The sequence below is a fragment of the Carboxylicivirga sp. M1479 genome, from assembly GCF_007097485.1.
Lineage (GTDB): Bacteria > Bacteroidota > Bacteroidia > Bacteroidales > Marinilabiliaceae > Carboxylicivirga.
This window is the reverse complement of record NZ_VKDE01000005.1, coordinates 67,893-92,310: the sequence shown is the minus strand read 5'-3', so window position 1 is coordinate 92,310 and position 24,418 is coordinate 67,893. Positions and strand designations below refer to the sequence as shown.

The 24,418-nt window shown below is 34.2% G+C and carries 22 protein-coding genes; 5 read left to right on the top strand and 17 right to left on the bottom strand.

All coding sequences use genetic code 11. The annotated features are described in order from the left end of the window. Nucleotides 1-16 precede the first annotated feature (16 nt). From mnmG to nadA, 11 genes are all read right to left on the bottom strand, one after another. A complete protein-coding gene (gene mnmG, locus FNN09_RS05345) occupies nucleotides 17-1,894 on the bottom strand; it encodes a tRNA uridine-5-carboxymethylaminomethyl(34) synthesis enzyme MnmG (RefSeq protein ID WP_143300459.1) in 1,878 nt (625 codons plus the stop codon). A gap of 41 nt (nucleotides 1,895-1,935) precedes the next feature. Next, nucleotides 1,936-2,358 carry an rRNA maturation RNase YbeY gene (gene ybeY, locus FNN09_RS05340; protein ID WP_143300458.1) on the bottom strand — a complete coding sequence of 141 codons (423 nt, stop codon included), beginning with the start codon at nucleotides 2,356-2,358 and terminating at the stop codon, nucleotides 1,936-1,938. After that, the gene (locus FNN09_RS05335) at nucleotides 2,351-2,752 is read right to left on the bottom strand and encodes an ATP-binding protein (RefSeq protein WP_255434046.1); all 402 of its coding nucleotides are present in this window, start codon (nucleotides 2,750-2,752) and stop codon (nucleotides 2,351-2,353) included. Before FNN09_RS05335 ends, ybeY begins: the two co-directional genes overlap by 8 nt. 132 nt (nucleotides 2,753-2,884) lie before the next feature. Continuing rightward, complete coding sequence (locus FNN09_RS05330; RefSeq protein WP_143300456.1) at nucleotides 2,885-4,033, bottom strand: murein hydrolase activator EnvC; 1,149 nt, start codon at nucleotides 4,031-4,033, stop codon at nucleotides 2,885-2,887. Beyond that, nucleotides 4,023-4,865, bottom strand: a complete 843-nt coding sequence (locus FNN09_RS05325) for a DUF4292 domain-containing protein (RefSeq protein WP_143300455.1) — start codon at nucleotides 4,863-4,865, stop codon at nucleotides 4,023-4,025. The genes FNN09_RS05330 and FNN09_RS05325 overlap by 11 nt, the downstream gene beginning before the upstream one ends. 7 nt (nucleotides 4,866-4,872) lie before the next feature. Continuing rightward, nucleotides 4,873-6,615, bottom strand: coding sequence for a tetratricopeptide repeat protein (locus FNN09_RS05320; RefSeq protein ID WP_143300454.1), 1,743 nt, complete (start codon nucleotides 6,613-6,615; stop codon nucleotides 4,873-4,875). Nucleotides 6,616-6,639: 24 nt separating this feature from the next. Then, nucleotides 6,640-7,077, bottom strand: a complete 438-nt coding sequence (dut, locus tag FNN09_RS05315) for a dUTP diphosphatase (protein ID WP_143300453.1) — start codon at nucleotides 7,075-7,077, stop codon at nucleotides 6,640-6,642. Beyond that, complete coding sequence (locus FNN09_RS05310) at nucleotides 7,074-8,534, bottom strand: lipopolysaccharide biosynthesis protein (RefSeq protein ID WP_143300452.1); 1,461 nt, start codon at nucleotides 8,532-8,534, stop codon at nucleotides 7,074-7,076. Before FNN09_RS05310 ends, dut begins: the two co-directional genes overlap by 4 nt. 4 nt (nucleotides 8,535-8,538) lie before the next feature. Continuing rightward, entirely contained in the window at nucleotides 8,539-9,552 is a 1,014-nt protein-coding gene (ruvB, locus tag FNN09_RS05305; protein ID WP_143300451.1) for a Holliday junction branch migration DNA helicase RuvB, read from the bottom strand. 9 nt (nucleotides 9,553-9,561) lie between these two features. After that, nucleotides 9,562-9,951: a response regulator gene (locus FNN09_RS05300; RefSeq protein WP_143300450.1), complete on the bottom strand. Its 390-nt coding sequence runs from the start codon at nucleotides 9,949-9,951 to the stop codon at nucleotides 9,562-9,564. Between the two features lie 19 nt (nucleotides 9,952-9,970). After that, nucleotides 9,971-10,945, bottom strand: coding sequence for a quinolinate synthase NadA (nadA, locus tag FNN09_RS05295; RefSeq protein WP_255434041.1), 975 nt, complete (start codon nucleotides 10,943-10,945; stop codon nucleotides 9,971-9,973). A gap of 612 nt (nucleotides 10,946-11,557) precedes the next feature. Between nadA and rpiB the strand changes: the two genes are divergently transcribed. Continuing rightward, complete coding sequence (gene rpiB / locus FNN09_RS05290) at nucleotides 11,558-11,995, top strand: ribose 5-phosphate isomerase B (RefSeq protein ID WP_143300448.1); 438 nt, start codon at nucleotides 11,558-11,560, stop codon at nucleotides 11,993-11,995. A 224-nt stretch (nucleotides 11,996-12,219) separates the two neighbouring features. Continuing rightward, nucleotides 12,220-12,663, top strand: coding sequence for an Rrf2 family transcriptional regulator (locus FNN09_RS05285; RefSeq protein WP_143300447.1), 444 nt, complete (start codon nucleotides 12,220-12,222; stop codon nucleotides 12,661-12,663). On the opposite strand, the gene FNN09_RS21560 is transcribed toward FNN09_RS05285, so the two are convergent. Then, on the bottom strand, nucleotides 12,653-13,078 hold the full coding sequence (locus FNN09_RS21560; RefSeq protein ID WP_143300446.1) for a VanZ family protein: 426 nt from the start codon (nucleotides 13,076-13,078) through the stop codon (nucleotides 12,653-12,655). The genes FNN09_RS05285 and FNN09_RS21560 overlap by 11 nt on opposite strands. A gap of 104 nt (nucleotides 13,079-13,182) precedes the next feature. On the opposite strand from FNN09_RS21560, the gene hemW reads away from it, so the two are divergent. Both hemW and FNN09_RS05270 read left to right on the top strand, forming a co-directional pair. Next, entirely contained in the window at nucleotides 13,183-14,316 is a 1,134-nt protein-coding gene (hemW, locus tag FNN09_RS05275; protein ID WP_143300445.1) for a radical SAM family heme chaperone HemW, read from the top strand. A gap of 47 nt (nucleotides 14,317-14,363) precedes the next feature. Next, nucleotides 14,364-15,221 carry a cation diffusion facilitator family transporter gene (locus FNN09_RS05270; RefSeq protein ID WP_143300444.1) on the top strand — a complete coding sequence of 286 codons (858 nt, stop codon included), beginning with the start codon at nucleotides 14,364-14,366 and terminating at the stop codon, nucleotides 15,219-15,221. Nucleotides 15,222-15,230: 9 nt separating this feature from the next. Here the strand turns inward: FNN09_RS05270 and FNN09_RS05265 are convergent, their stop codons facing one another. Together FNN09_RS05265 and FNN09_RS05260 are read right to left on the bottom strand one after the other, a co-directional pair. After that, complete coding sequence (locus FNN09_RS05265; protein ID WP_143300443.1) at nucleotides 15,231-16,427, bottom strand: homoserine dehydrogenase; 1,197 nt, start codon at nucleotides 16,425-16,427, stop codon at nucleotides 15,231-15,233. A gap of 112 nt (nucleotides 16,428-16,539) precedes the next feature. Then, nucleotides 16,540-17,835, bottom strand: a complete 1,296-nt coding sequence (locus tag FNN09_RS05260) for an O-acetylhomoserine aminocarboxypropyltransferase/cysteine synthase family protein (RefSeq protein WP_143300442.1) — start codon at nucleotides 17,833-17,835, stop codon at nucleotides 16,540-16,542. An 857-nt stretch (nucleotides 17,836-18,692) separates the two neighbouring features. Between FNN09_RS05260 and FNN09_RS05255 the strand changes: the two genes are divergently transcribed. Next, nucleotides 18,693-20,387: a Na/Pi cotransporter family protein gene (locus FNN09_RS05255; RefSeq protein ID WP_143300441.1), complete on the top strand. Its 1,695-nt coding sequence runs from the start codon at nucleotides 18,693-18,695 to the stop codon at nucleotides 20,385-20,387. A 567-nt stretch (nucleotides 20,388-20,954) separates the two neighbouring features. Here the strand turns inward: FNN09_RS05255 and recJ are convergent. The 3 genes from recJ to lipA all read right to left on the bottom strand — a co-directional run bounded on the left by recJ (nucleotide 20,955) and on the right by lipA (nucleotide 24,382). After that, nucleotides 20,955-22,676: a single-stranded-DNA-specific exonuclease RecJ gene (recJ, locus tag FNN09_RS05250; RefSeq protein WP_143300440.1), complete on the bottom strand. Its 1,722-nt coding sequence runs from the start codon at nucleotides 22,674-22,676 to the stop codon at nucleotides 20,955-20,957. A 126-nt stretch (nucleotides 22,677-22,802) separates the two neighbouring features. Next, on the bottom strand, nucleotides 22,803-23,510 hold the full coding sequence (lipB, locus tag FNN09_RS05245; protein WP_143300439.1) for a lipoyl(octanoyl) transferase LipB: 708 nt from the start codon (nucleotides 23,508-23,510) through the stop codon (nucleotides 22,803-22,805). Beyond that, entirely contained in the window at nucleotides 23,510-24,382 is an 873-nt protein-coding gene (gene lipA / locus FNN09_RS05240) for a lipoyl synthase (protein WP_143300438.1), read from the bottom strand. The genes lipB and lipA overlap by 1 nt, the downstream gene beginning before the upstream one ends. Nucleotides 24,383-24,418: the final 36 nt, after the last annotated feature.

The following is a 24,418-nucleotide window of genomic DNA, read 5'->3' as shown; positions in this document are numbered from 1 at the left end:
TGTTTCACGTGGAACACTACCTTCCCATTAATACCAAAAGAACATTAATATCGCTCGGCGAAACTCCAGAAATACGACTAGCTTGACCTATAGTTTGTGGTTGTATTTTACCAAGCTTTTGACGAGCTTCGGTTGATAAGGTTTTTATAGTGTCGTAATCAAACTTCCCCTCTATTGAAAGATTTTCTAATCGCTTGAATTTATCGGCCAATAATTTTTCACGATTAATATAACCCGAATACTTTAATAATATTTCAGCAGATTCTAGAATTTCAATTCGTCTGGACTCATCAATATCATCAACATATCTTTTAAAGTCAGGTACACCTTCCAATAAATCGAAGATTCGTAATTGAGGACGCATTAATAAATCGATTAACTTCACACCTTGTTTAAGAGGCGAAGTTCCCTTACTCTCCAACCACGAATTAACCAATTTCGTTTTTACACTATAATCTTTTAAGAAGGAAATTAGATTATCGCGTAGCGCAATTTTTTCTTGTAGATATTCCAGTCGTTCGGCAGAAGCCAAACCAATCGAATGACTTTTCGGCGTTAATCGCGTATCTGCATCGTCTTGTCGCAATAGTATCCTAAACTCAGCACGAGAAGTAAACATACGATAAGGTTCATCCACACCCTTGGTTACGAGGTCGTCAATTAAAACTCCTATATAGGCTTCATCACGGGTTAAAACAAACTCATTTTGATCGTTGATTTTTTGGTGGGCGTTAATACCTGCCATTAAACCTTGAGCAGCAGCCTCTTCGTACCCCGTAGTTCCATTAATTTGACCAGCAAAGTATAAATTACTTATAGCTTTGGTCTCCAAGGAGTGCTTTAATTGAGTAGGCTCAAAAAAATCATACTCTATTGCATAACCAGGACGAAATACTTTAACATTTTCTAAACCCTCCACTAACTTGAGCGCATCAATTTGTGTTTGCAAAGGTAAAGATGAACTAAATCCATTTAAATAAAATTCAATAGTATCCTGCCCCTCTGGTTCTAAAAATAATTGATGACGATCTTTAGAAGCAAAGGTTACTATTTTTGTTTCAATACTTGGGCAATAGCGAGGACCAATACTTTGAATAGTTCCATTGTACATTGGAGATTCTTCCAAACCTGATTCCAGTACTTTATGGACCTCAGGATTTGTATAAGTAACAAAACAACTACGCTTTATAAGACCGTTATCTGGAGATGGTAAATAACTAAATCGATAGTTTTCTTCATCTCCTTTTTGCTCTTCTAGTTTAGAGAAATTTACACTCCTTTCATCAATTCTCACAGGAGTACCCGTTTTCATGCGTCCAACCGTAAATCCTCTTGATAATAATTGTTCAGAAAGACCTTTTGAAGCTGGTTCAGAAACACGACCACCCTCGGAACTTACTGATCCAATGTGCATTAGGCCATTTAGGAATGTTCCTGTAGTTAAAACAACAGCCTTAGCCAAGAACTCGACCTTATTCGCAGTTCTAACGCCCTTAATTATGTTATCTTGAAAAATAAATTCAGTAACTGAATCTTGCCAGAAAAAAACATTTTCAATTTCTTCTAACTGCTTACGCCACTCATAAGAATAAACAACACGATCACATTGTGCTCGCGGACTCCACATCGCAGGTCCCTTTGAACGATTAAGCATACGGAACTGAATTGAAGATTTATCAGTTATGATTCCTGAGTAACCTCCAAGTGCATCTATCTCCCTCACAATTTGTCCTTTGGCAATTCCACCAATCGCAGGATTACAAGACATTTGAGCAAAGCGTCCCATATCCATCGTAATCAATAGCACTTTACTACCTAAATTTGCGGCAGCAGCAGCAGCTTCACAACCAGCGTGCCCTCCTCCTACGACAATAACATCGTAATTAAATTCCATACGTTAAAAATTATTCATTTACTGATAGATAAACAGCAAATTTAGTGAAAAGTTGACAACAATGATAAAGCTTTATCTTCCTGCTGTCTCATTATCTGTTTTTCAGAGTCCGTGAAATCTTTGAAACCTATTAAATGAAGTATTCCGTGAATTATAACACGGTGTAGTTCCTTATTGAAATCTTGTTTAAATTCAATGGAATTACTTTGAACCGTATCTAAGCTAATAACTAAATCACCAGATATAACAGAACTGGTACATTCATCAAAAGTGATAATATCGGTATAATAGTCGTGTTGCAAATAAGTCTTATTTACATACAAAATATACTCATCATTACAAAAGACGTAACTTAGGGTTCCAACTTGTTTATTATGTGACTCAATTACCTTCTGAATCCAGGCTTTTGTATTAGCATTTATATTTTGAGGAATAGAGATATCCTCAGATAAGAAGTTAATCATTTGTAATATTAAAGATCATTTTAACCACACTACCTTCTTCTTCAAACTCAATTTCATCGGCTAAATGATGCATAAGAAATACACCTCTACCGTGGGTTTTTTCAAGATTTTCAGGCTTTGTAGGGTCTGGTATAGTTGTGTAATCAAAACCAGTACCTTCGTCTTTAATTATAAATTCTACTTTGTCCTCTTCAATTGAATATTCAACAGTAACTATCTTTTCTTTATTTAACTTATTGCCATGAACAATTGCGTTATTAACCCCTTCGACAACTGCCAATAATAATTTACCATAGATATCACTATGTAAATCAAATGTATTGGATAAATCGTCGATAAGTTTTTCGACAATATTTATATTTTTAGTTTCGGAGTTGAATTCTAATTTATTCACAGTCAATTCCATTTAATTCCAGTTAAAATTAAAAAGATAATCCTTTAATAGAAAGCATAATAGCAATTTATATATCCAATCACATCATTTCTACGTAAATAAACTGATATTGTTTTAATTTAAATCAATTATTTACTTAAACAACCATAACTCAGGGTTCAATTTCACACTTTCTTCCCAAATTTCAAAGTGTAACACACCAGAATTTTCACCATTGCCACTGTATATTGTACCGATAACAGAGTTTTTTGTTACGTTTTGACCCTTTTTAACACCTACTACATCAAGGTTTGCATAAACTGTAAGAAAACGTCCATGACGTATTAAAACAGCCTTATTATAGCCTGGTATTGGCACTATACGAGAAACCACACCACTAAAGACACATTTTGCTTCTTTATCGTTTGATGTTTTAATATCAATTCCATTATTATTAACCTTAACATACTTTAATACAGGATGTTTGTGCTCACCAAACTGACTAATAATAACACCCTCTTTAACAGGCCAGGACATCTTGCCTTTCGATAAATGAAAATCGGATGGTTCCACACTTTCCTTAGCTAATTCCGCAATTAACTTTACAATGGTTTCTTCCAGCTTTTTTAAAGCTCGTTTTTGCTTACGAATCTGCACTTTTAAAGAAGACTCCTTAGAAAGTAATTTCTTAATACTTCCATTTAAGTTTTCTTTATCATTAAGTAAGGATTGTTGCTGCTTTTTAAGCCCTTTTAAAGCGTTATTTTGAACCGTAAGCTTCGTATTAAGAAGATTATAACTATCTTCTAATTCCTTTGATTTATCCTGTATTAAAACACCTTGATTATGTCTAAAGCGATTATATTCCTTTAGCATTGCATAACGTCGGTAAGCTTCGTTGAAACTTGAAGAACCAAAAAAGAACGATAGCTCATTATATCGTTTTTTATTGCTGTACATTTCAACAATAAGAAGACTATATTGATCTTTTAAGGATGTAAGCTTCTCTTTATTAATGGCAATATCGGATTCTAGTTCTTTGATATCAGATTCAAGCAATATAATTTCTTCGTCGTAAACATCAATTAATTTTTGACGATCTGATATTTGCCGATTTAATAACTGAACATTTTGATACGAATCCTTTTTTTCCTTATTAACTTTAATTAAAAGGTTATTGGCATAATTAATACGTTTACTAATTTTTTCCTTTTCTGATTCAAGCTCCTTTAAACTTTGGGACCAAGTACCAGTAATGATATTTAACAGTAATACAACAAGTAATAACCTTTTAATCCTCATTATTCATGTATAATTTCTTGTACTTACTCGATACTTTAAATCCAATAGAATTAGTTCCGTTTACTTCTATATTGTCGAATTCGATATGCAGTTTAAAAGCTTCAGTTCCACGTTCACCATTAATATCCAAAACGGATGGTAACAAAGTCTTTTCATCAGACAAGCTATGATGATAAGTAATTTTAACTTGGCTATTTACACCAAAATCTTTAATATAAACTTCAGAAATTTTAAACACCTCAGGAAGAATGGAGAATTGATGAAACAAGATATTATCCACCTTTTCCTTTTTGTACTTTCTGCTATACTTTCCCTCTCTAACGGATTGAAATTGATATAAATCGTTACTGCAGTAATGTTTATACTTCTTAATAAATCGATCTTGATCTATACTTATCGGATAAGTAAATAATTCGTTAGTAATTATCCTTTGTAAAGTATAGTAATCTAGTTCGATCATAAATTTATCCCATAATAATTTATAATCTCCTTGCGTATAGGTCTTTTTACGACGATCAATAATTTCAACACCAGTTTCCGTTAAACGAACACGATACCATTCAATACCCATTAATATGGAAACCACAATGGAAGAATCTTTTAGTAAATACAAATTTCCTTTAAACGAATAATCTTCATTTGGAAGCTCTACATCGGCTTTGAACTTTTTATAAAACAACGATTCGTAATCTAAATACTGCTCTTCAACTGAACTGAATAATTTTGAATCTGATATATTCCTAAGTTCACCCTTTTTGGTATAATAAACATGCGAAGTTTTACAACCAGCAAGCGTAATTAATGCCAATATTACAACAACCAACTTCCTCATAACTCAACTACTCAATATATGACTTTGTATCAATCTTTTCTTGAATTTTATTGCTTTCACTGCCCATTTCAAGAGCCTTCTGCCATTGTTCTACAGCTTTTTCAACATTACCGTTTTTAAAGAGAATATCGCCATAATGTTCTACAATAACATCACTTGAGTTCCCACCATTATCAAGCGCTCTTTCAATTATGTATTTGGCTTCAAAGTAACGTTCACGTTTAAATAAAACCCAAGCATAAGTGTCTAAATAAGTAGCATTACCAGGTTCCATTTCTATACACTTACTACTCATTCGTTCGGCCTTATCCAGGTTGCGGTTTTCCATAGTTAAATAGTAACTATAGTTATTTAGTACAACAATATTAAGCTCATCTATTTTAAGCGATTTTTCGTAGGAATCAAAAGCTTTTTTAGTGTCTTTTTGGCTGTATGCTACATCGCCAATATTAGCATAAAATTGAGCTTCTAAAGCCTTGTTTTCTCCAACTTTTTCAAGTCCTAACTCCAGTAAAGAAATCGCTTCATCATGTTGATCTAATTGACTGGCTGAACTACCTGCTAAGAGGTAAAAAAACGAATTATTTGGAAAATGGTTAATCGCAACTTTCGCATTACCATAGAGCTTTTTAAAATCTTGAGAATCTATCATTAATAATAGATAATCTTGCCATATCATTTCATTTTTATCCTCGATAGATAATGCATCCTTGTACGCTAAAAGAGCATTTTCATTATCTTGAATACTCCTATAAAAATTACCCTTGTATACGTATGCCCTTGCTTCATATGGATGAGTATCAATAACAATATCAAGAAATTCAACAATAAAAAACTCGTTTTGCTTTATGGTTTTACTATCCATTAAAAACGGAAGAATACGCTGAAATTTTACTTCAAAAGGAGTTGTTTTGCTTGCTAATCCTTTTTTATAGAAGTCAATAAATGTAGTAGTATCGTTCGCTTGAAAAGCTAAATTGCCAAGACTAAAATAGGCCGTTACATTTCCAGGATCTTTTTCTAAAACAATGTTGTAATACTCTCTTGCTTTTTCTTCATCCTCTAAATACAAATAATAGTCAGCTATAAAGCCGTAGTATCTAGCTTCTTCGGGATATTTTGATACCAACTTATTCAATTCGTTAAGCGCAGATTTATTCTTACCTATGTTTAGAAGTATTTTTTCCTTTTCAAGAATAATAACTTCGTTTAATCCCATTCGCTTTTCTAATTTATTATATGTGGCGAGAGCTTTATCGAAGTTTTTGTTTCGCTGGTATAACTGAGCTAAACCGTAAAGATATTCATCATTAGTAGGATAGTCCTTTACAATTTGCTCATAGATTTTAATGGCCTGTACACCCAACTTATTTTGTTGGTACAACTCTGCTAACATTAAACGATACCAAATATTATTTGGCTCAAGCTGTATTGCACGCTCCAATAATCCCTGAGCTTTAACAGCTTCTTGGCCAGCAGCTAAAATATTAGCTAACTCATACATGGCAGCACTGCTTGTCGCATCAATCTTAAGACATTCGCTTAAGTACATTGCCGACTTCTCCAGGTTGCCTTTCATTTTCTCACGATTCGCCTCGTAGAAAAAATAATCGAATTTGCGCTTTTGAATATCAGTTAGTTGTACTTTTTTAATCTGTTCGCTACTAACGTTTGCTGAACTTGTTTTAACACTACTACATCCTGTTAAAACAACTATTATCAGTAATGCACTCCACTGAAGTATTTTCATTGCATCTGTTTAAAACTATAAATACTAGTTAGTTCCTGTATGTCCGAAACCACCACTACCCCTACTAGAATCTTCCAATACTTCAACATCTTGAAGTTTTACTTTTTCGTAACGGGCAATTACCATTTGGCAAATTCTTTCGCCATCATTAACGGTAAAATCATCGTTGGATAAATTAACAAGAATAACCTTTATTTCCCCCCGGTAATCAGCATCAATTGTACCAGGCGTATTCAAAACGGTAATACCAAATTTTGCAGCCAAACCACTTCTAGGTCTAATTTGAGCTTCATGACCATCGGGGAGATGAATGTACAAACCAGTAGGAATTAATAATCGCTGCAAAGGTTTTAAAATTATAGAGCCCTCAATATTGGCACGCAGGTCCATGCCCGCTGAATGTTCTGTACTATAATGAGGGAGATGATGTTTACTTTTATTGATAATTTGTACTTCTGTCATGATATAATCTTTATTAATTCCTTCCTTTCAATCATATAAAGAAAGGCAAAATAGCTCACAAATATAATGCCTTTGATAGCGAAATGAAATACTTGATTATCTGAAGATAGTAAATGGCTTATATAAACAGCCAATACTCCCACTATAATATGTAATCCTATTCGGAATAAAGGATAATTAATGGGATAATATTTCTGCCCAAGTAAATAGGATATAATCGTCATTAGAACGAAACAAACTAAGGATGTAATGGCAGCTCCAAGGTAACCCATTAATGGTACTAAAATAATATTACCAATAATGGCAAGCATGGCACCTATTCCACTAATTAGTGCACCATAATTGGTTCTATCGGTAAGTTTATACCACAATGATAATGAGTAATATATACCAAAGAAAAGTTGTCCTAAAAGAATAAACGGAATAATGACATTTCCCTCAAAATATTCGGGCAACAATAGGTAATTAACAACATCAATAAAAACCAGAACACCAACGAAAATAATCATACCAAAAATCACAAAGTATTTCAATACTCGAGCGTATAAATCCTTGGTGGCATTTTGCTTTCCTTCTTTAAAGAAAAATGGTTCAAACGCTAAACGATAACTCTGAATAAAAATAGCCATTAATATCCCAATTTTGTAATTGGCACCATATATAGCAAGAGCATCCATGGCGTTTTCACTTATTAAATGTGGCATTAAAATCTTATCAATATTTTGAATAAGCATACCAAATAAGCCAACAATCATAATAGGATATGAGTAACGTAGAACTAGTTTAATTACCGCCCTATCATATTTAGCCTTAACAAAGAATATTTTTGGAACGATTATAATGGCTATTAATAAAGAGCTAATAAAATTGGATAGAAAAACGTAATAGAGCTTGTTGTTCGGGTCATAAATTAATTCAAAAGCCTCATATCCATTTTCAATAAGATAAGGACAAAGAAGCATGTAAAAGAGTACAATTACGATGTTTAGGATTACAGAAAGAAACTTCAGTAAGGCAAATCGTACTGTATGGTTATTAATTCTTAAATCGGCGAATGGAATACTCATTAAAGCATCCAGAGCGATTATCCAGGATGCAACTACAAAATATTCTGCAACTAAAAACTCATTACCCAGATAAAAACTTATTTCATTCCTAAAAACATAAACAAGCACACAAAACACTAAAGAGCAGAATGCGATTAAGGAACCAAGGTTTTTTAATAAAACAGCCCGGTTACCATCTTTCGCAAATCTAAAATAACCCGTTTCGAAACCAAAGGTTAAAACAACCAATAAAACAGCTATGTAACTATAAATATTAACAACGCCTCCTACCTGAGCAGGATCCATTAAACGAATATATAAGGGCATTAATAGCCAATTGAGCAGGCGTCCCAATATAGTGCTCGCACCGTAAATTATTGTATCGCCCGCAAGCTTTTTAAGTTTACTCACTTTATTAAGAAAATAGGTTTCCCTGGTTTAATTTGGTTTCACGCCCTAAATGCTCATATGCGTGAGCTGTAGCCATTCGGCCACGAGGTGTTCTCTTTATAAAACCTTCCATAATCAAAAAAGGTTCGTATACTTCTTCAATTGTACCAGCATCTTCGCCAACAGCGGTTGCAATGGTACTAACACCCACAGGTCCACCGCCGAATTTATCGATGAGTGTTACCAATATTTTATGGTCCATGGTATCTAAACCAAAGGTATCAATATTTAAGGCATTCAAGGCTAACTTACTAATATCTAAATCTATTGTACCGTTGCCTTTTACTTGTGCAAAATCACGAACTCGTCGCAATAGTGCGTTAGCAATACGTGGTGTTCCACGGCTTCTTCGTGATATTTCATCAGAAGCATTTTTATGAATTCTTACTTCCAAAATATCAGCTGATCGTTCGATAATGTGAGCGATTGTTTCGGCATTATAATACTCCAAATGACTATTGATACCAAAGCGAGCACGCAAAGGAGCAGTTAATAAACCACTACGCGTTGTAGCACCAATCAATGTAAAAGGATTTAAATCGATTTGTATACTTCGTGCTCCAGGCCCCTTATCAATAACAATATCAATACGAAAATCTTCCATCGCACTGTAAAGATACTCTTCTACGATTGGACTAAGGCGATGTATCTCATCAATAAAAAGTACATCATTTTCTTCAAGACTTGTTAAGATACCAGCTAAATCGCCAGGTTTATCAAGTACTGGACCGCTTGTTAGTTTAAAACCAACGCCTAATTGATGCGCTATTATATTAGAAAGGGTTGTTTTACCAAGTCCTGGAGGCCCATGCAAAAGAACATGATCAAGGGCTTCACCCCTCATTTTAGCAGCCTGTACAAATATTTCTAGATTTTCGACAATTTTATCCTGTCCCTTAAAATCATCAAAAGAGAGAGGGCGTAAAGCCTTTTCAAAATCTCTTTCGGTATCACCATTTCCCCGTATGTCGAAACTCATAAATAACTCTTATATGATATTTAGTTTCTTTAAATTTCCAAAGAACTCTTGTAAATCAAATGGTTTGGCCATGTATTCATCCATCCCATATGACAAACATTTTTCACGATCTGCATCATAAGTATTAGCAGTTAAGCCAACAATTGGCATATGATCGTGGGTTTGTTTTTCCTTTTCGCGTATGGCTACGGTAGTTTCTAATCCATCCATAATCGGCATCATTAAATCCATTAGAATTAAATCATATTGACCATTTTCTAATTTTTCTAATGCTTCTTTACCATGATTAGCAATATCAATTTTAAACCCGTATTTAGATAAGTTGAGGAATATAAGCTTTTGATTTAGCACATTATCTTCAACTAATAATATAGATACTGGATGTTCTAATTTTTCCATTTAGGTTAGGTTATTAAAATTACAAGCCCGCTTTATGCGAAATATCCAACATACGATTGATCGGTTTAACAGCATCTAAACGAATTGTCTCATCCACCTCAATGCTTGGCCACTCATACTTTAAAGCATTATATAATTTTTCAAGTGAGTTCAGCTTCATATACTCACAATCATTACAAGCACATGTTGAATCGTTTGGCGGAGCTGGTATAAATACCTTATCGTTGCTTTCCATTTGCATCTGATGAATAATACCAGACTCAGTTGCAACAATAAATTTTTTAGCATCACTTTTAATGGAGTAGTTAAGTAGAGCTGCAGTGCTACCAACGAAATCGGCTAATAATAATAAAGGTTTCTTACACTCAGGATGTGCCAAAACCAAAGCTTCAGGATGCTGTTCTTTTAGTTCAACTATTTTCTCAACAGAAAACTTTTCATGAACGTGGCAAGCACCATCCCATAAAACCATCTCTCTACCAGAAATACTATTTAGGTAATTACCTAGATTTCTATCGGGGCCAAAAATTATCTTTTCATTCTTAGGTAAACTATCAACTATGTTTTTGGCATTGGTTGATGTTACCACTATATCAGATAAAGCTTTAATCTTAGCCGTTGTATTAACATAGGTTAAAACGGTATAATCAGGATGCTTATCTACAAATGACTTGAATTCATCTGGTGGACAGCTATCAGCCAAACTACAACCAGCATTTAAATCAGGTACAAGTACGGTTTTTTCAGGCGACAAAATTTTTGCTGTTTCGCCCATGAAATGTACCCCAGCTAAAACAATGATTTTAGAGTCGGTTTTAGCCGCTTTTTGTGCCAAGGCTAAACTATCCCCAACAAAGTCAGCAATGTCCTGTATTTCGTTTGTTTGATAGAAATGAGCCATAATAATAGCGTCCTTCTCCTCTTTTAAACGTACGATCTCTTTTTTGATATCGATACCAGTTGGAACCTCTTCGTTCACAAATCCACTTTTCAACCAACTACTCTTTATATTCATATTATATAATAGAAAGAAATTTAAAATATATAGTAATAATGATATCCTGTTAGCAAGGTTAGTATTTTTTATGAAAAAACATTGTATGTGATGTTATCATCTTTAGATAAACAAATACTAACGTCTTATTAACATGTTTAAAATCTGTTAATTTATTGATATTAATGCCTTTTTAAACTCTATCAACAAACTGTTAATAGGGTTCAAATTTAATAATTTCTTTGTTTGTTAATGTTTAAAGTGGGGTTAAAAACCGTTCAAAAATCACATTAAAATAATTGGCTTACTAACACGGCTTATTGAACTAGGTCCTTGTATTGTAATTATATTCTTAATAATCAAGACAAAGTTTTACTTTTTAATCCCACAAAGTTCACAAGTTTTTAACATTAAAATAAGGGGTTTTAAACAGGTTTTTAGCACCAAGGCTTCAATGTTTAATTTACGGATTAAGGGATACTTATCGTTATCCTATAATAATAATTGATAAGAAATGAAAGGATGTTTATAAGTGTATAAGCAGGTATAAAGTCAGGTTTTAATTGCTCATTCAGTGTACATTAATTTATATCTTTGTAAAAAAAAAGCATCATGATATTTAAATCTATTGCATTAGCTGCAGATCATGCTGGATACCCAGCTAAGGAAGCCATAAAAAATTACTTACTTGAAAATAATATTGAAGTAAAAGACTTTGGAACATACAGTGAGGATAGCACCGATTACGCTGATTATGCGCATCCTATGGCTGCTTCGGTTGAAAATGGAGACTATGAAATTGGTATTGCCGTTTGTGGGAGTGGCAATGGTATTAACATGACTGCTAACAAACACCAGGGCGTACGTGCTGCCTTGTGTTGGACTGTTGATATCTCTGAAATGGCACGATTGCATAATGATGCCAATGTATGCACTGTTCCAGGTCGTTATGTATCTATCGAAGATGCTATCGCTATTGTTGATAAGTTTGTTAATACGGAATTTGAGGGTGGTCGTCATCAAAATCGTATAGATAAAATTCCTGTTTAATATTGTATACATCTATATTTCAATGTCCCCTCTCGCAGATTGGGGACATTTTGTTTTTATGGACGCTAACTTATTAAATTATACCAAAAATAATCTGCTGTAGCATCATTTGTCTTGTCATTGGCTTTCGTATTTGTATAAATAGTCGATAAAAATTAGAAAAGAATAAAAAGAGATAAAGGTTTTTTATTGATTTTATTACCTTAGCCACAAACTCAGTAAACATGTTATCGAATACTTGTAAATATGCTATTAGAGCAGTTATATATTTAGCTGTTAATGATGAAGAAGGTAAGAAAATTGGCATTAAGCAAATTTCAAAAGATCTGGATATTCCAACTCCTTTTTTAGGAAAAATACTTCAAAGTTTAGCGAAACAAAAACTATTAAAGAGTACCAAAGGTCCACATGGTGGCTTTAGTATCGGTCGAGTTGCTTCAGAAATTACTTTGTACGATATTGTTTCTATTATTGATGGAAGTGATGTATTTACCAATTGCTTAATTGGGATGCACTCATGTAAAAGTAATGGTAAAGAAGGTTACGCCTGTCCTGTGCACGATCAATATAGTTCTATACGTAAACAAATGTTTGAGTTCTTTTCAACCGAAACCATTGAAAAAATTCTTTCAAACATGGAAGAAAAATCGGATTACATCAAGTTATAAATTTGGATTGCCTATACGGAAACAGTACACACGTTTTTATAAACGAGTTGTTTTTGAATAGACTAACTGCAAAAAATGCTGCAATTATACCGCAGCCGTTTGCTAACATATCCCACCAATCTCCGCTTCTATAGTTGGTCATTGAAAATTGTAGAATTTCCATAATGCCTCCATATATTAATGGTAGAATAAGAATTTTTGAAATGCGTTTCAAGGTTTTGTGATGATGTAGGTAATACTCGAACATAAACACAAAACCCAATGTAAAGTACATGAGAAAATGAACAACTTTATCGAAATGGGGTATTATCTTAAAACTATCTGTTTTTATATTACTTGTATTTAATAAGCTTAAAACCGTAATTAAGCAGATAATACCGATTGTTTTGTTGTATTTTTTTAAATAATAAAGCATTCTGTTTCTTGGTGTTGATAACTACTGGATTTTTGTTTAAAAACTGTTGATAACCCGTTAATAAAGCACTGTAGTACAGTGTTTCACGTGAAACATTTTCCCCTATGGCTGGTATTTACATACATGTTCCCTTTTGTTATACACGATGTTCATATTGTGATTTTTACAAAACGACTGATCAACAATTAAAAAGCGAATATATTAAAGCTGTTTGTAAAGAAATAGATTTGAACGCTTCTTTTTTGAAACATGAAGATATTCGAACGATATATTTTGGTGGCGGAACACCATCTACCTTAAAATTAAATGAAGTTGAAACAATTATACATCATCTACAGTCATACATTAATACACGGCTCGTAAAAGAGCTGACCATGGAAGTTAATCCCGACGATGTTACCGAGGAATATATTCAGGGACTTGTTAAAATGGGTGTTAACCGATTAAGTATGGGCATACAAAGTTTTGTAGATGTTCATCTTCGAAAAATGAATAGACGACACAATGCACAGCAAGCAAAAGATGCCATTAGAATTGCAAAAGAAAATGGTATTGCTAACATGAGTATTGATTTGATTTATGGCTTGCCTTATATGAGCTTTGAAGAATGGAAGAGTAATGTACAATTTGCGATAGAAAGCAATGTACAACATATTTCGGCTTATCATTTAACATTTGAAAAAGGAACTTTGTATTACGATTACCTTAAAAAGGGCAAATTGGCCGAAATTCCTGAACAAAAAAGTATTGAGCAATTTGATTACTTACTGAATGAACTAGATAAAGCAGGTTTTATTAATTACGAGATTTCTAATTTTGCCATTGACGGTTGTGAATCGCAACACAATAGTAATTATTGGACTGGCGTAAAATACCTCGGATTGGGACCATCAGCCCATTCATTTATTGATAATAATCGTCGATGGAATGTACGAGATACTGGTAAATATATTCAAGCTTTGTCTAGCGATGGTGCTTATTTTGAAGAAGAAGAACTGACGGATAGTGATCGATATAATGAATTGGTAATGCTTGGTTTACGTACATCAAAAGGAATAGATATATCTTCCATTGATAACTTTAACCCTATCATAAGAACTTATTTTAATGATGAGTTAAAGAAGCAAGTATCGCATGGCAATGTTGTTTTGAATGATGGATTTTGTTTAGTTCCAAGCACTAAAAAGATGATTACTGATCGAATTATATCCGACTTTTTTTATGTGGATAATGATTAAACAATGTATAGGCTTATTTGTCATACTCCATAATTGAACATTCATTTATGGAAAATAAGAAAGGCATATTGGCCACCTATGGTTCTATCGTATTAAATATTTTTTTATTTGCCATAAAATTATGGGCAGGCATCGTTAGTTCTTCGGTTGCTATTATTGCTGATGCCTGGCACACTTTAAGTGATAGCATATCTTCAGTAGCTGTTTTAATTGGTTTAAAAGTATCTGCCAAGCCTGCTGATGACGAACATCCATACGGACATGGACGAGCCGAAGTAATTGCCTCCATCGTTGTAAGTATGTTATTAGCCATTATAGGCTTTAGCTTTTTAAAAGAATCGATAATAAAATTACAAAGTAAAAGCGACGTTCAATACGGAACTATTGCCATTGTGGTCACTGTTATTTCATTCTTAGTCAAGGAGTTTATGGCTCAATACTCCATTCGTATTGGAAAAAAGACAAATTCAAAATCGATGATTGCTGATGGATGGCACCATCGTTCCGATGCTATATCCTCTTTGGTAATATTAGTAGGTATTTTTATAGGTAATCATTTTTGGTGGATGGACGGAGTATTGGGAATTTTAGTTTCAATACTATTATTCTACACCACCTACTCCATTTTAAAAGAAAATATAAGTCACTTATTAGGCGAAGGAATTGAAGATGAGCTGAAAGATGAAATAATACTTTTGGCCGATGAAGTGGCTGAGTTTAATATACATCCTCATCACTTTTTAGTTCATCAATATGGAAACCATACCGAAATGACTTTTCATATACGTTTACCATCAACTTACACCATACACAATGCACATGAAATTGCTACTGCTTATGAAATACTCATAAAAAAACGAACCAACATACAAGCAACTGTGCATATTGATTCGTTAGATCTATAAAGTTTTATTTTAGTAGTTTAGAGACTTTCCTGTTATCCCCATAAAAATATCTAAACCTCTTAGTTCATCTTTTATTTTTAGCAATTCGGCTATTTTTATAAAACCGATTTTATAACTGTATTCTGGACCTTTGTACTCTTCTGTAATGGATTCAAAATTAAATTTGTCAAGAATTTTAGCATCAGAATAGCGAAGATAGAGTTCTACTTTGTGCTCTTTTGAGTAGTTAAAATCTTCGGCATAATTCATTTTTTTATACTCGTAAGCATAATTGTGTGCCAAAGCCGTAATGTCAGAAAGAACCGCTGACCCTGTAGGATGAGCTCCTGCACCTTTTCCAAACATAAACTGTTTATCGTAGGCTTTTCCTTTAATTACTACTCCATTGAATTCATCTTCAACACTATAGATGTATTTATCTTTACGTACAAAGCGTGGTAAAACAAATAAAGTAATGTTATTTCCTTCCAAGCGTTCTACCTGTCCAACTAACTTTATTTTGTAGTCTTTTTCACGAGCATACTGAATATCAAAATCTGATATGTTAGAAATACCGTAGGTTAATACATCATCTGGGTTGATAACTGCACCAAAACTATGTAAGGATAAAATAATTAGTTTGTATAACGAGTCAAAACCTTCCACATCAAATGTAGGATCACTTTCAGCAAAACCTAAATCTTGGGCATCTTTTAGTGCAGAATCGTACGACTGGTTATGATCGAATATTTTTGAAAGTATGTAGTTTGATGATCCGTTTAAGATACCCGTAACAGATAGTAATAAATCATTGTCGTAATACTCTTCCAAATTGCGAATAACTGGAATACTTCCACAAGCTGATGCTTCGTATAATAATGAAACCTTGTTTTCTTTTTGAAGCTGAATCATTTCAGCCATGTTTTCGGCTAGCATTTTTTTATTGGCCGATACAACATGTTTGCCATTCTGAAGCGCTTTTTTTACGATACTGTAAGCCTCGTCAGCATTATCAATTAGTTCAACAACCGTATTGATGTTAGGATCGTCCAATATATCGTCGGCGTTGTAACAAAAGTTGTTCTCAGGTAGTGATCGTTCTTTTTTGTTTTTTACACAGATTTTTGAAATTTCAGCGTCAAATGATGGACTGGTTTTAAGTACTTCATATAGCCCCTGTCCTACTACACCAAAGCCAAATAGACCGATGTTTAATTTTTGTTTCATGGTTAATGTTTTTACAAACGCAGAAGTTTGTTCGTGGTTTATGTTTTGCTTTGCAAAAGTAAACGAAAATAAAAACCATCCAATGCGAATTAACATTAGATGGCTTGTTTATTTAAAGTTTTGAAAACGCGGCATTTAAATCAGCCTTAATATCGTCGATGTGTTCGATACCAACCGATAACCGCAATAGACCAGGTTCAACGCCTGACGCTTTTTGAGCTTCAATACTTAATTGCTCATGTGTAGTTGAACTAGGATGAATAATTAAGGATTTAGCATCGCCGATATTAGCTAAATGACTGATGAGCGATAGGTTATTTATGAATGTGTCACCTGCTTTTGCATCACCCTTAATTTTAAAGCTTAAAACACCACCAAAGCCTTTTTTCAAATACTTTTTAGCAAGTGTATGGTAAGGGCTTGATTCTAAACCAGGATATTTTATGTATTCTACTTGTGGATGATTTTCCAACCACTCAGCAATTGTTAAAGCATTACTTACATGTCTATCAACTCTAAGCGATAGCGTTTCTAAACCTTGAATAAGTAAAAATGAATTAAATGGACTAAGCGCTGAACCGTAATCACGTAGGCCCTCAACACGTGCTCGAATAATGAATGCAATGTTGCCAAATTGACTTTCAGCACCAAACGTTTCCCAATATTTTAATCCGTGATAACCTTCTGATGGCTCTGTAAATGATGGAAATTTACCATTACCCCAATTGAAATTACCGCCATCAACAATTACTCCACCAATAGATGTACCATGTCCACCAATCCATTTTGTAGCTGATTCAACTACGATATTGGCACCATGCTCAATAGGACGAAATAAGTATCCACCGGCACCAAAAGTGTTATCCACAACCAAAGGGATTTCGTACTTTTTTGCTACTGCAGCAATGGCTTCAAAATCCGGAATATTAAATTGAGGGTTACCAATTGTTTCAATGTAAATGGCCTTAGTCTTTTCATCAATTGCTTGCTCAAAATCAGCCGCCTGATCACCATCAACTATTTTAGCTGTGATGCCTAACCGTTTGAACTGTACTTTAAATTGATTGTAGGTTCCTCCATACAAATAGGATGTAGATACAAAATTATCACCTGCTTCAAGAAAGTTACTTAGTGCAATAAATTGTGCTGCTTGACCGGAAGATACTGCCAATGCTCCTACTCCACCTTCTAAGGCAGCAATGCGTTTTTCAAACACATCTGTTGTTGGATTCATAATTCGGGTGTAAATATTGCCGAATTCTTTTAATCCAAAAAGATTAGCCGCATGTTCCGAATCCTTAAAAAGATAAGAACTGGTTTGATAAATGGGTACCGCTCTGGATAATGTAGTTTCGTCAACTTCTTGTCCGGCATGTAACTGCAGTGTTTCAAATTTTAAATCAGACATACTATTTAGTTTTTATGGTTAATGTTTTGCTTAACCCTCTACCTGTGCTTAACGCACCGGTCTGTTCTAAATATTTGTTGATTTTTCAGATACGATGCGTTGTGACACTTAAGGTGTCATCATCATACACATCATCATATGAGAAGTAGCACTATATGTAGTACTTACATTTAATGTTGTAGAGGCAATATGTAATAAATCTCTGTTCATTGCGTTTACAAATAAAGAGAAAATACTCTTAATTTCAAATGATTTGTAAAATTCTCTAATCCTTAACCAAGAAAAATAAGAGAACCTGATTTTATTATTGACTAATACGCAACCTTTTTATTATTTTTGCGTCTTGGTAATGGAATCGGGAGTTGAATAGTTTTATTAACCGCTGAATGAATTTCAGCATAACCCTTTTAATACTATGAAAACTCAAACTGTTACAACGGTAAAGAGCTGGTTAAGTGGTATTGATATTCCTGTACGATTTTTGATTTTACAGGTGTTTATTTTATCTCTTATTGCTTTAATTATTGCTTTTTAAGTTGAAAAATCGAATTAAAACATGAATACAGGTGTTTTAATTCGATTTTTTATTTTTTCAACGTTTCTTTTTCTTCCTTCCTCTAAAAATTATTGGCAAAATTTCTACAGTTAGCTTCCGCAGTAATTGATTATTTGTCATCACATATAAGCTTGTAACTTAGAAGTAATCTAAAGAGGACTTTATAGTGTTAAAAAATCTTTAAAATAAGGTTATGGAAATATTAATACTTTAAAAAAAATCACATCTTTGGCCTCTGAAAAAGGATGGATCATCCTGTTAAGTATTGCAATGGTAAATTACCTCTACATTACAGTTTATTATGGACTATTCACTATTTGATTTTTTAACCCTTATCGGTTCATTGGGGTTATTTCTCTTCGGTATGAAGATGATGAGCGAGGCACTACAAAAAGTTGCTGGCTCCAAAATGCGTAGTATTTTATCTGCCATGACCTCTAATCGCTTTTTTGGCGTTTTAACAGGGTTTTTGGTAACTACAATCATTCAGTCTTCATCGGCAACTACCGTTATGGTGGTTAGTTTTGTAAATGCTGGTTTAATGTCACTGGTTGAGTCTATCGGTGTAATTATGGGTGCTAACATCGGAACCACGGTTACTGGTTGGATGATTACTTTACTTGGTTTTAAAGTAAAGATAAGTGCTTATGCTTTACCTATGATTGGTTTAGGTTTGCCACTTATTTTCTCTAAAAACTCTTCGCGTCGTTCATGGGGCGAATTTTTAGTAGGTTTTGCTTTATTATTTTTAGGTTTAGAGTATCTAAAGGGTTCTGTTCCTGATATTAAAGGTAGCCCTGAAGTGCTAAGTTTTGTTGAGAACTGGACCGGAATGGGTTTTGGTTCGACCTTAATTTTCTTAGCTATAGGCGCGTTATTAACTGTTGTTATTCAATCATCAAGTGCAACAATGGCACTTACTTTTGTAATGTGTCATCAGGGATGGATTGAATTTCCTTTGGCCGCCGCCATGGTTATGGGAGAAAATATAGGAACAACAATAACGGCCAATATTGCTGCTGCAGTTGGTAATGTATCTGCAAAACGAGCCGCACGTGTTCATCTTCTGTTTAACTTGTTAGGTGTGGTTTGGATGTTAATCGTATTTACGCCTTTTGTTGGTGCCATCGAGCAATTTGTAACAAAAAGCAATGGAGTATCTCCACTTGAGTCTACTGCAGCCATTCCAACGGCCTTATCAATTTTCCATACTTCTTTTAATGTTATTAATGTACTACTGTTTATTTGGTTCGTACCATTATTTAATAAAATAGTTATTAAAATGGTGCCTTCATCAGAGGTTGAAGAAGAGGAATTTAGACTTAAGTTCATTACTACTGGGATGTTATCAACGTCTGAGTTATCAATAATGCAGGCTCGTAAAGAAGTGCATTGGTTTGGTAAGCATAGCCATAAGATGTTTGGCTTTGTTCGTAAAATCCTTAATCAAAATAAAGATAGTAAGTTTAGTAAGCAGTATGCTCGTATCGAAAAGTATGAAAATATTTGCGATGATATAGAGGTTGAAATTGCAAATTATCTTTCACAAGTAAACCAAGGAAAATTGAGTGATCTCGGTCGTAAGCGTGTTCGTTCAATGCTAAAATTGGTTGATGATTTAGAAAGTATTGGAGATTGTAACTTTAATTTAGCAAAGACCATTAATCGTATGCGAAATGCTAATATTAAGTTCGACGATGAAATTCTTAAAAAGCTAGAGCTAATGTTTAACCTTGTTGATGCTTCTTTAGAAGTGATGATTAGTAACCTGGATGATGGTAATGAAGATATTCATATGACCAAGGCTCGACAGCTAGAAGATGAAATTAACAATTACCGTAACCAGTTAAAGGTTGAGCATTTAGATAACCTTAAAAATGGTGTATACGCTTATGAAGCGGGGATTATTTTTAATGATTTATTCTCTGAGTGTGAGAAACTGGCTGATTATGCCATTAATGTTACAGAGGCTTTGGCTGAAGTTAATCCGCAATAGATAATTAACTTAATTATATAGAAAGGCTGTTTCGAAAGAAACGGTCTTTTTTCATTTTATTGACCTTGTATAGGAATGACTGTGTTTATTCGAAAGTATTGATTTGCTAGAGATGTGATTATCCGTAATTTACCATGATAATTGCTTTACTCAAAAGAGCATAATTGTTTTTGGCGAGTTTCATTTGACAATAAAAACAAAATTTGAAGCATAAAAAAAGGCCCGGGTAGAACCGAACCTTTTTTTCATCTGGATTTTATCTGATATAAGGGAAAGGGCTTAACTTTCACTTGTTAAATATATATAAAATTTTAATCCATGCTACTTCCCATGTTGGAAATATAGGTATGTAAACCACTAATATTTAATTATTTAATAGATCGATAAATTCAAAAATATTTGAAGTACCCTTGGATTTGATATGTAAATAATTGTTAAATGTTGTTTTTTAATTATGACCCCCTAAAAATTACAGGATAAAGATGAAAAAAACACAAATTTAACAATTAGACCCCTTTAAAGTGTTTTAAAGAAAAATTACCTTATTTATATCAAGTAAAAATAAAATTACTCGCTATCGCTAAACTTTAAATCTTTAACCATTACCTGTAAGGACGTAACACCGTTATATACATTCTCTTCTACGGTATAACACACATCAAACGGATCGTTTGACTTTACCTTATCAATTACGTGGCCCATTGAAAACGCGATGCCTCTTTTTATGGCAGCCGAGTGTTCTTCAATGATTTCAAGTTTTAAGTGATCTCTTTCTTTTCCAACGCATTTACTGGTACCATAGTCAAATACCTGATGCGAAACGAACACAGGTTTCATGTTACCAGGACCAAAGGGATGAAATTGCTTTAGAATGCGATAGAACTTAGGGTTGATATCTTTTAAATGAAGTTTCGAATCTATTTCTACTTGCGGAATTAATTGTTCGGGCAAAATATTATCTTCAACATACTGTTCAAAGCGCTTTTGAAAGGCGGGTATGTTATCAATTTTTAAGGTTAATCCTGCTGCATACATATGGCCACCAAAGTTTTCGAGTAAATCGCTACACGACTCAATGGCTTTGTACAAATCAAAACCGTCCACCGAACGGGCACTTCCTGTTGCCAAACCTTTTGATTCGGTTAAGATAACCGTTGGACGATAAAATGATTCAGTTAACCTGGATGCCACAATTCCAATGACTCCCTTATGCCAATCTTTGTTATAAAGTACTGTCGATTTTTTCTTGAGTTGTTCTGGGTTGTTGGCAATTAAATCGTGTGCTTCAACCGTGATACTTCGATCAAGGTCTTTTCGTGTTTCGTTGCACTCATCAATGTCTTTACCCATAATGCCAGCGTTACCCGAGTCACGGCTAACCAATAAGTCAACCGCATCACTGCCTGCATCAATTCGGCCAGCTGCATTAATGCGAGGACCTATTTTAAATACAATATCGCTGATGTTGATTTCACGATCTTCGATACCCGCAATTTTAATGATTGACTTAAGACCTATCACTGGATTAGAATTTAGCTTTTCAAGTCCATAGTAGGCTAAAATGCGGTTCTCTCCTGTAATAGGTACAATGTCGGAAGCAATACTTACCGCCACTAGATCGATTAAATCGTAAAGCTGCGATTCTTTATAGTCTTTGTAACGACAAAAGCCTTGCATAAGCTTAAAGCCAACACCACATCCCGATAAATTTTGATCTGGATAAGTACAGTCTGGTCGTTTAGGGTCTAAACAAGCTGCTGCTTGCGGTAAAACATCGCCAGGTGTATGGTGGTCACAAATAATAAAGTCAATGCCTCTATCGCGCGCGTATTCAGTTTTATCAACTGCTTTAATGCCACAATCCAGTGCAATAACTAAAGTAATCCCCTGTTCCGAGGCATAGTCTATGCCCTTATACGATATGCCATATCCCTCCTCATAACGATTAGGAATGTAATAATCTATTTGATTGTAATGCAGACTAAGAAACGAATAGACCAATGCAACACTTGTTGTACCATCTACATCGTAGTCTCCATATATCAGAATTTTCTCTTTGTTTTCAAAAGCTTTTGAAATACGCTTAACAGCTTCCTCCATATCCTTCATTAAAAAAGGATTGTGTAAGTCTGTTAGCTTCGGGCGAAAAAAGGCCTTTGCTTCGTCGTAATTAGTTACACCCCGCTGTACAAGCAGGTTGGCTAATACGCGATTAATATTCAGAACCTCGGATAAGTGATTAATTAGCTCTTGATCACTTTCGGGTTTTATGCTCCACCTTTTTTCCATCTCCCTATGTTGCCCGTTTAAGAGCCTAAATTTTTCGAAAAATTATCTTAAATCAAAAGCCGAAAGTGTAATTGTTAATAAAATTTAATTTTAAGTTATGTATAAATAACGCTATGTTATTTATGCTCACTTGTTTAATTGTAAATTAAATATTTCAACTAATTTCTTTAATAATAAATCTTTGACTTCCTGCATGTCTATTTTACGACCAAGCTCCTTTTCCATCGATGTAACACCTTTATCAACAAAACCACAAGGATTAATGTGATTGAAGTAGCTTAAATCGGTATTTATATTTAATGCAAATCCATGCATAGATACATAACGACTGGCTTTAACTCCTATTGCACTAATCTTGCGCGATTTTCCTGGAACAGTGGTGTCTAACCAAACGCCTGTGGCACCATCTAAACGTTCGCTTTTAATACCGTATTCGGCTAGTGTTTGAATAATAGCCTCTTCCAGATTATGAATATAGGTTTTTACCGTCAAGCCAAGTTCTTCCAGATCTAATATTGGGTAACCAACTAATTGACCAGGTCCATGGTAGGTAATATCTCCACCACGATTAATTTTGTAAAAGGTAGCATTTATTTGCTTCAGAAACTGTTCGTTAATGAGTAAGTTGTTTTGAACACCACTTTTACCAAGTGTATAAACGTGTGGATGCTCCACAAAAAGCAAGTGATTGGTTATTGGCTTTAAATCTGATGTATTATCGCGGTTGTGAAGTTTAACATCCACCACTTCAGCAAAAAGCTGCTCTTGATAATCCCACACCTCTTGGTAATCTTTAACCGCCAAGTCTTCAAATACTGTATATCCCTTGTCCATTATTGTTTGTTTAAGGCGTTAATGTGTTTTTCGGCGTGATACGATGAGCGCACCAGCGGACCGCTTTCAACGTATTTAAAACCCTTTTCAAGGCCAACTTGTTTATATTTTTCAAATTGTTCGGGTGTTACGTATTCCGAAACAGGTAAGTGATTTTGTGTTGGTTGTAAATACTGGCCTATGGTTACAACTGAAACACCAGCTGCCAACATATCATCCATGGTTTCAAAAACCTCTTCTTCAGTTTCGCCCAAACCTAGCATAATACCCGATTTGGCAACCATACCACCATCGGCAATGTATTTCAATACTTTCAGGCTTAAATCGTACTTAGCCTTTGTTCGGATGACTGGTGTTAAACGACGCACTGTTTCCAGGTTATGTGATATAACTTCTGGTTTGGCATCCATTACCTGCTGTATTAAATGGTAAAGACCATTAAAATCAGGTATTAGTACCTCCATGCTAGTGTTAGGATTAAGATCCTTTGTTTTGGTAATAGTAGCCGCCCAAATACCAGCACCTCCATCTTCCAAATCATCGCGATCAACCGATGTGATAACCGCATGCTTTAATTTCATTATTTGAATGGAGCGTGCAATACGTAATGGTTCTTTGATATCTACAGCATCGGGTTTGCCAGTTTTTACATTACAAAACTTACAGGCACGTGTGCATATATCGCCCAATATCATAAAAGTAGCCGTACCTGCTGCCCAACATTCTGCTGCATTTGGGCATTTACCGCTTGTACAAATGGTATGTAATTTATTGTCGCGAATGGTATTATTCATCCACTTATAATCACTGGTATTAGGGAGTTGTATTTTTAGCCAATCGGGTTTTACTATTTTACTTTTAATCTTAACCATGGTCTTACATATTTAGCCTTTACAATGTGGCAATAT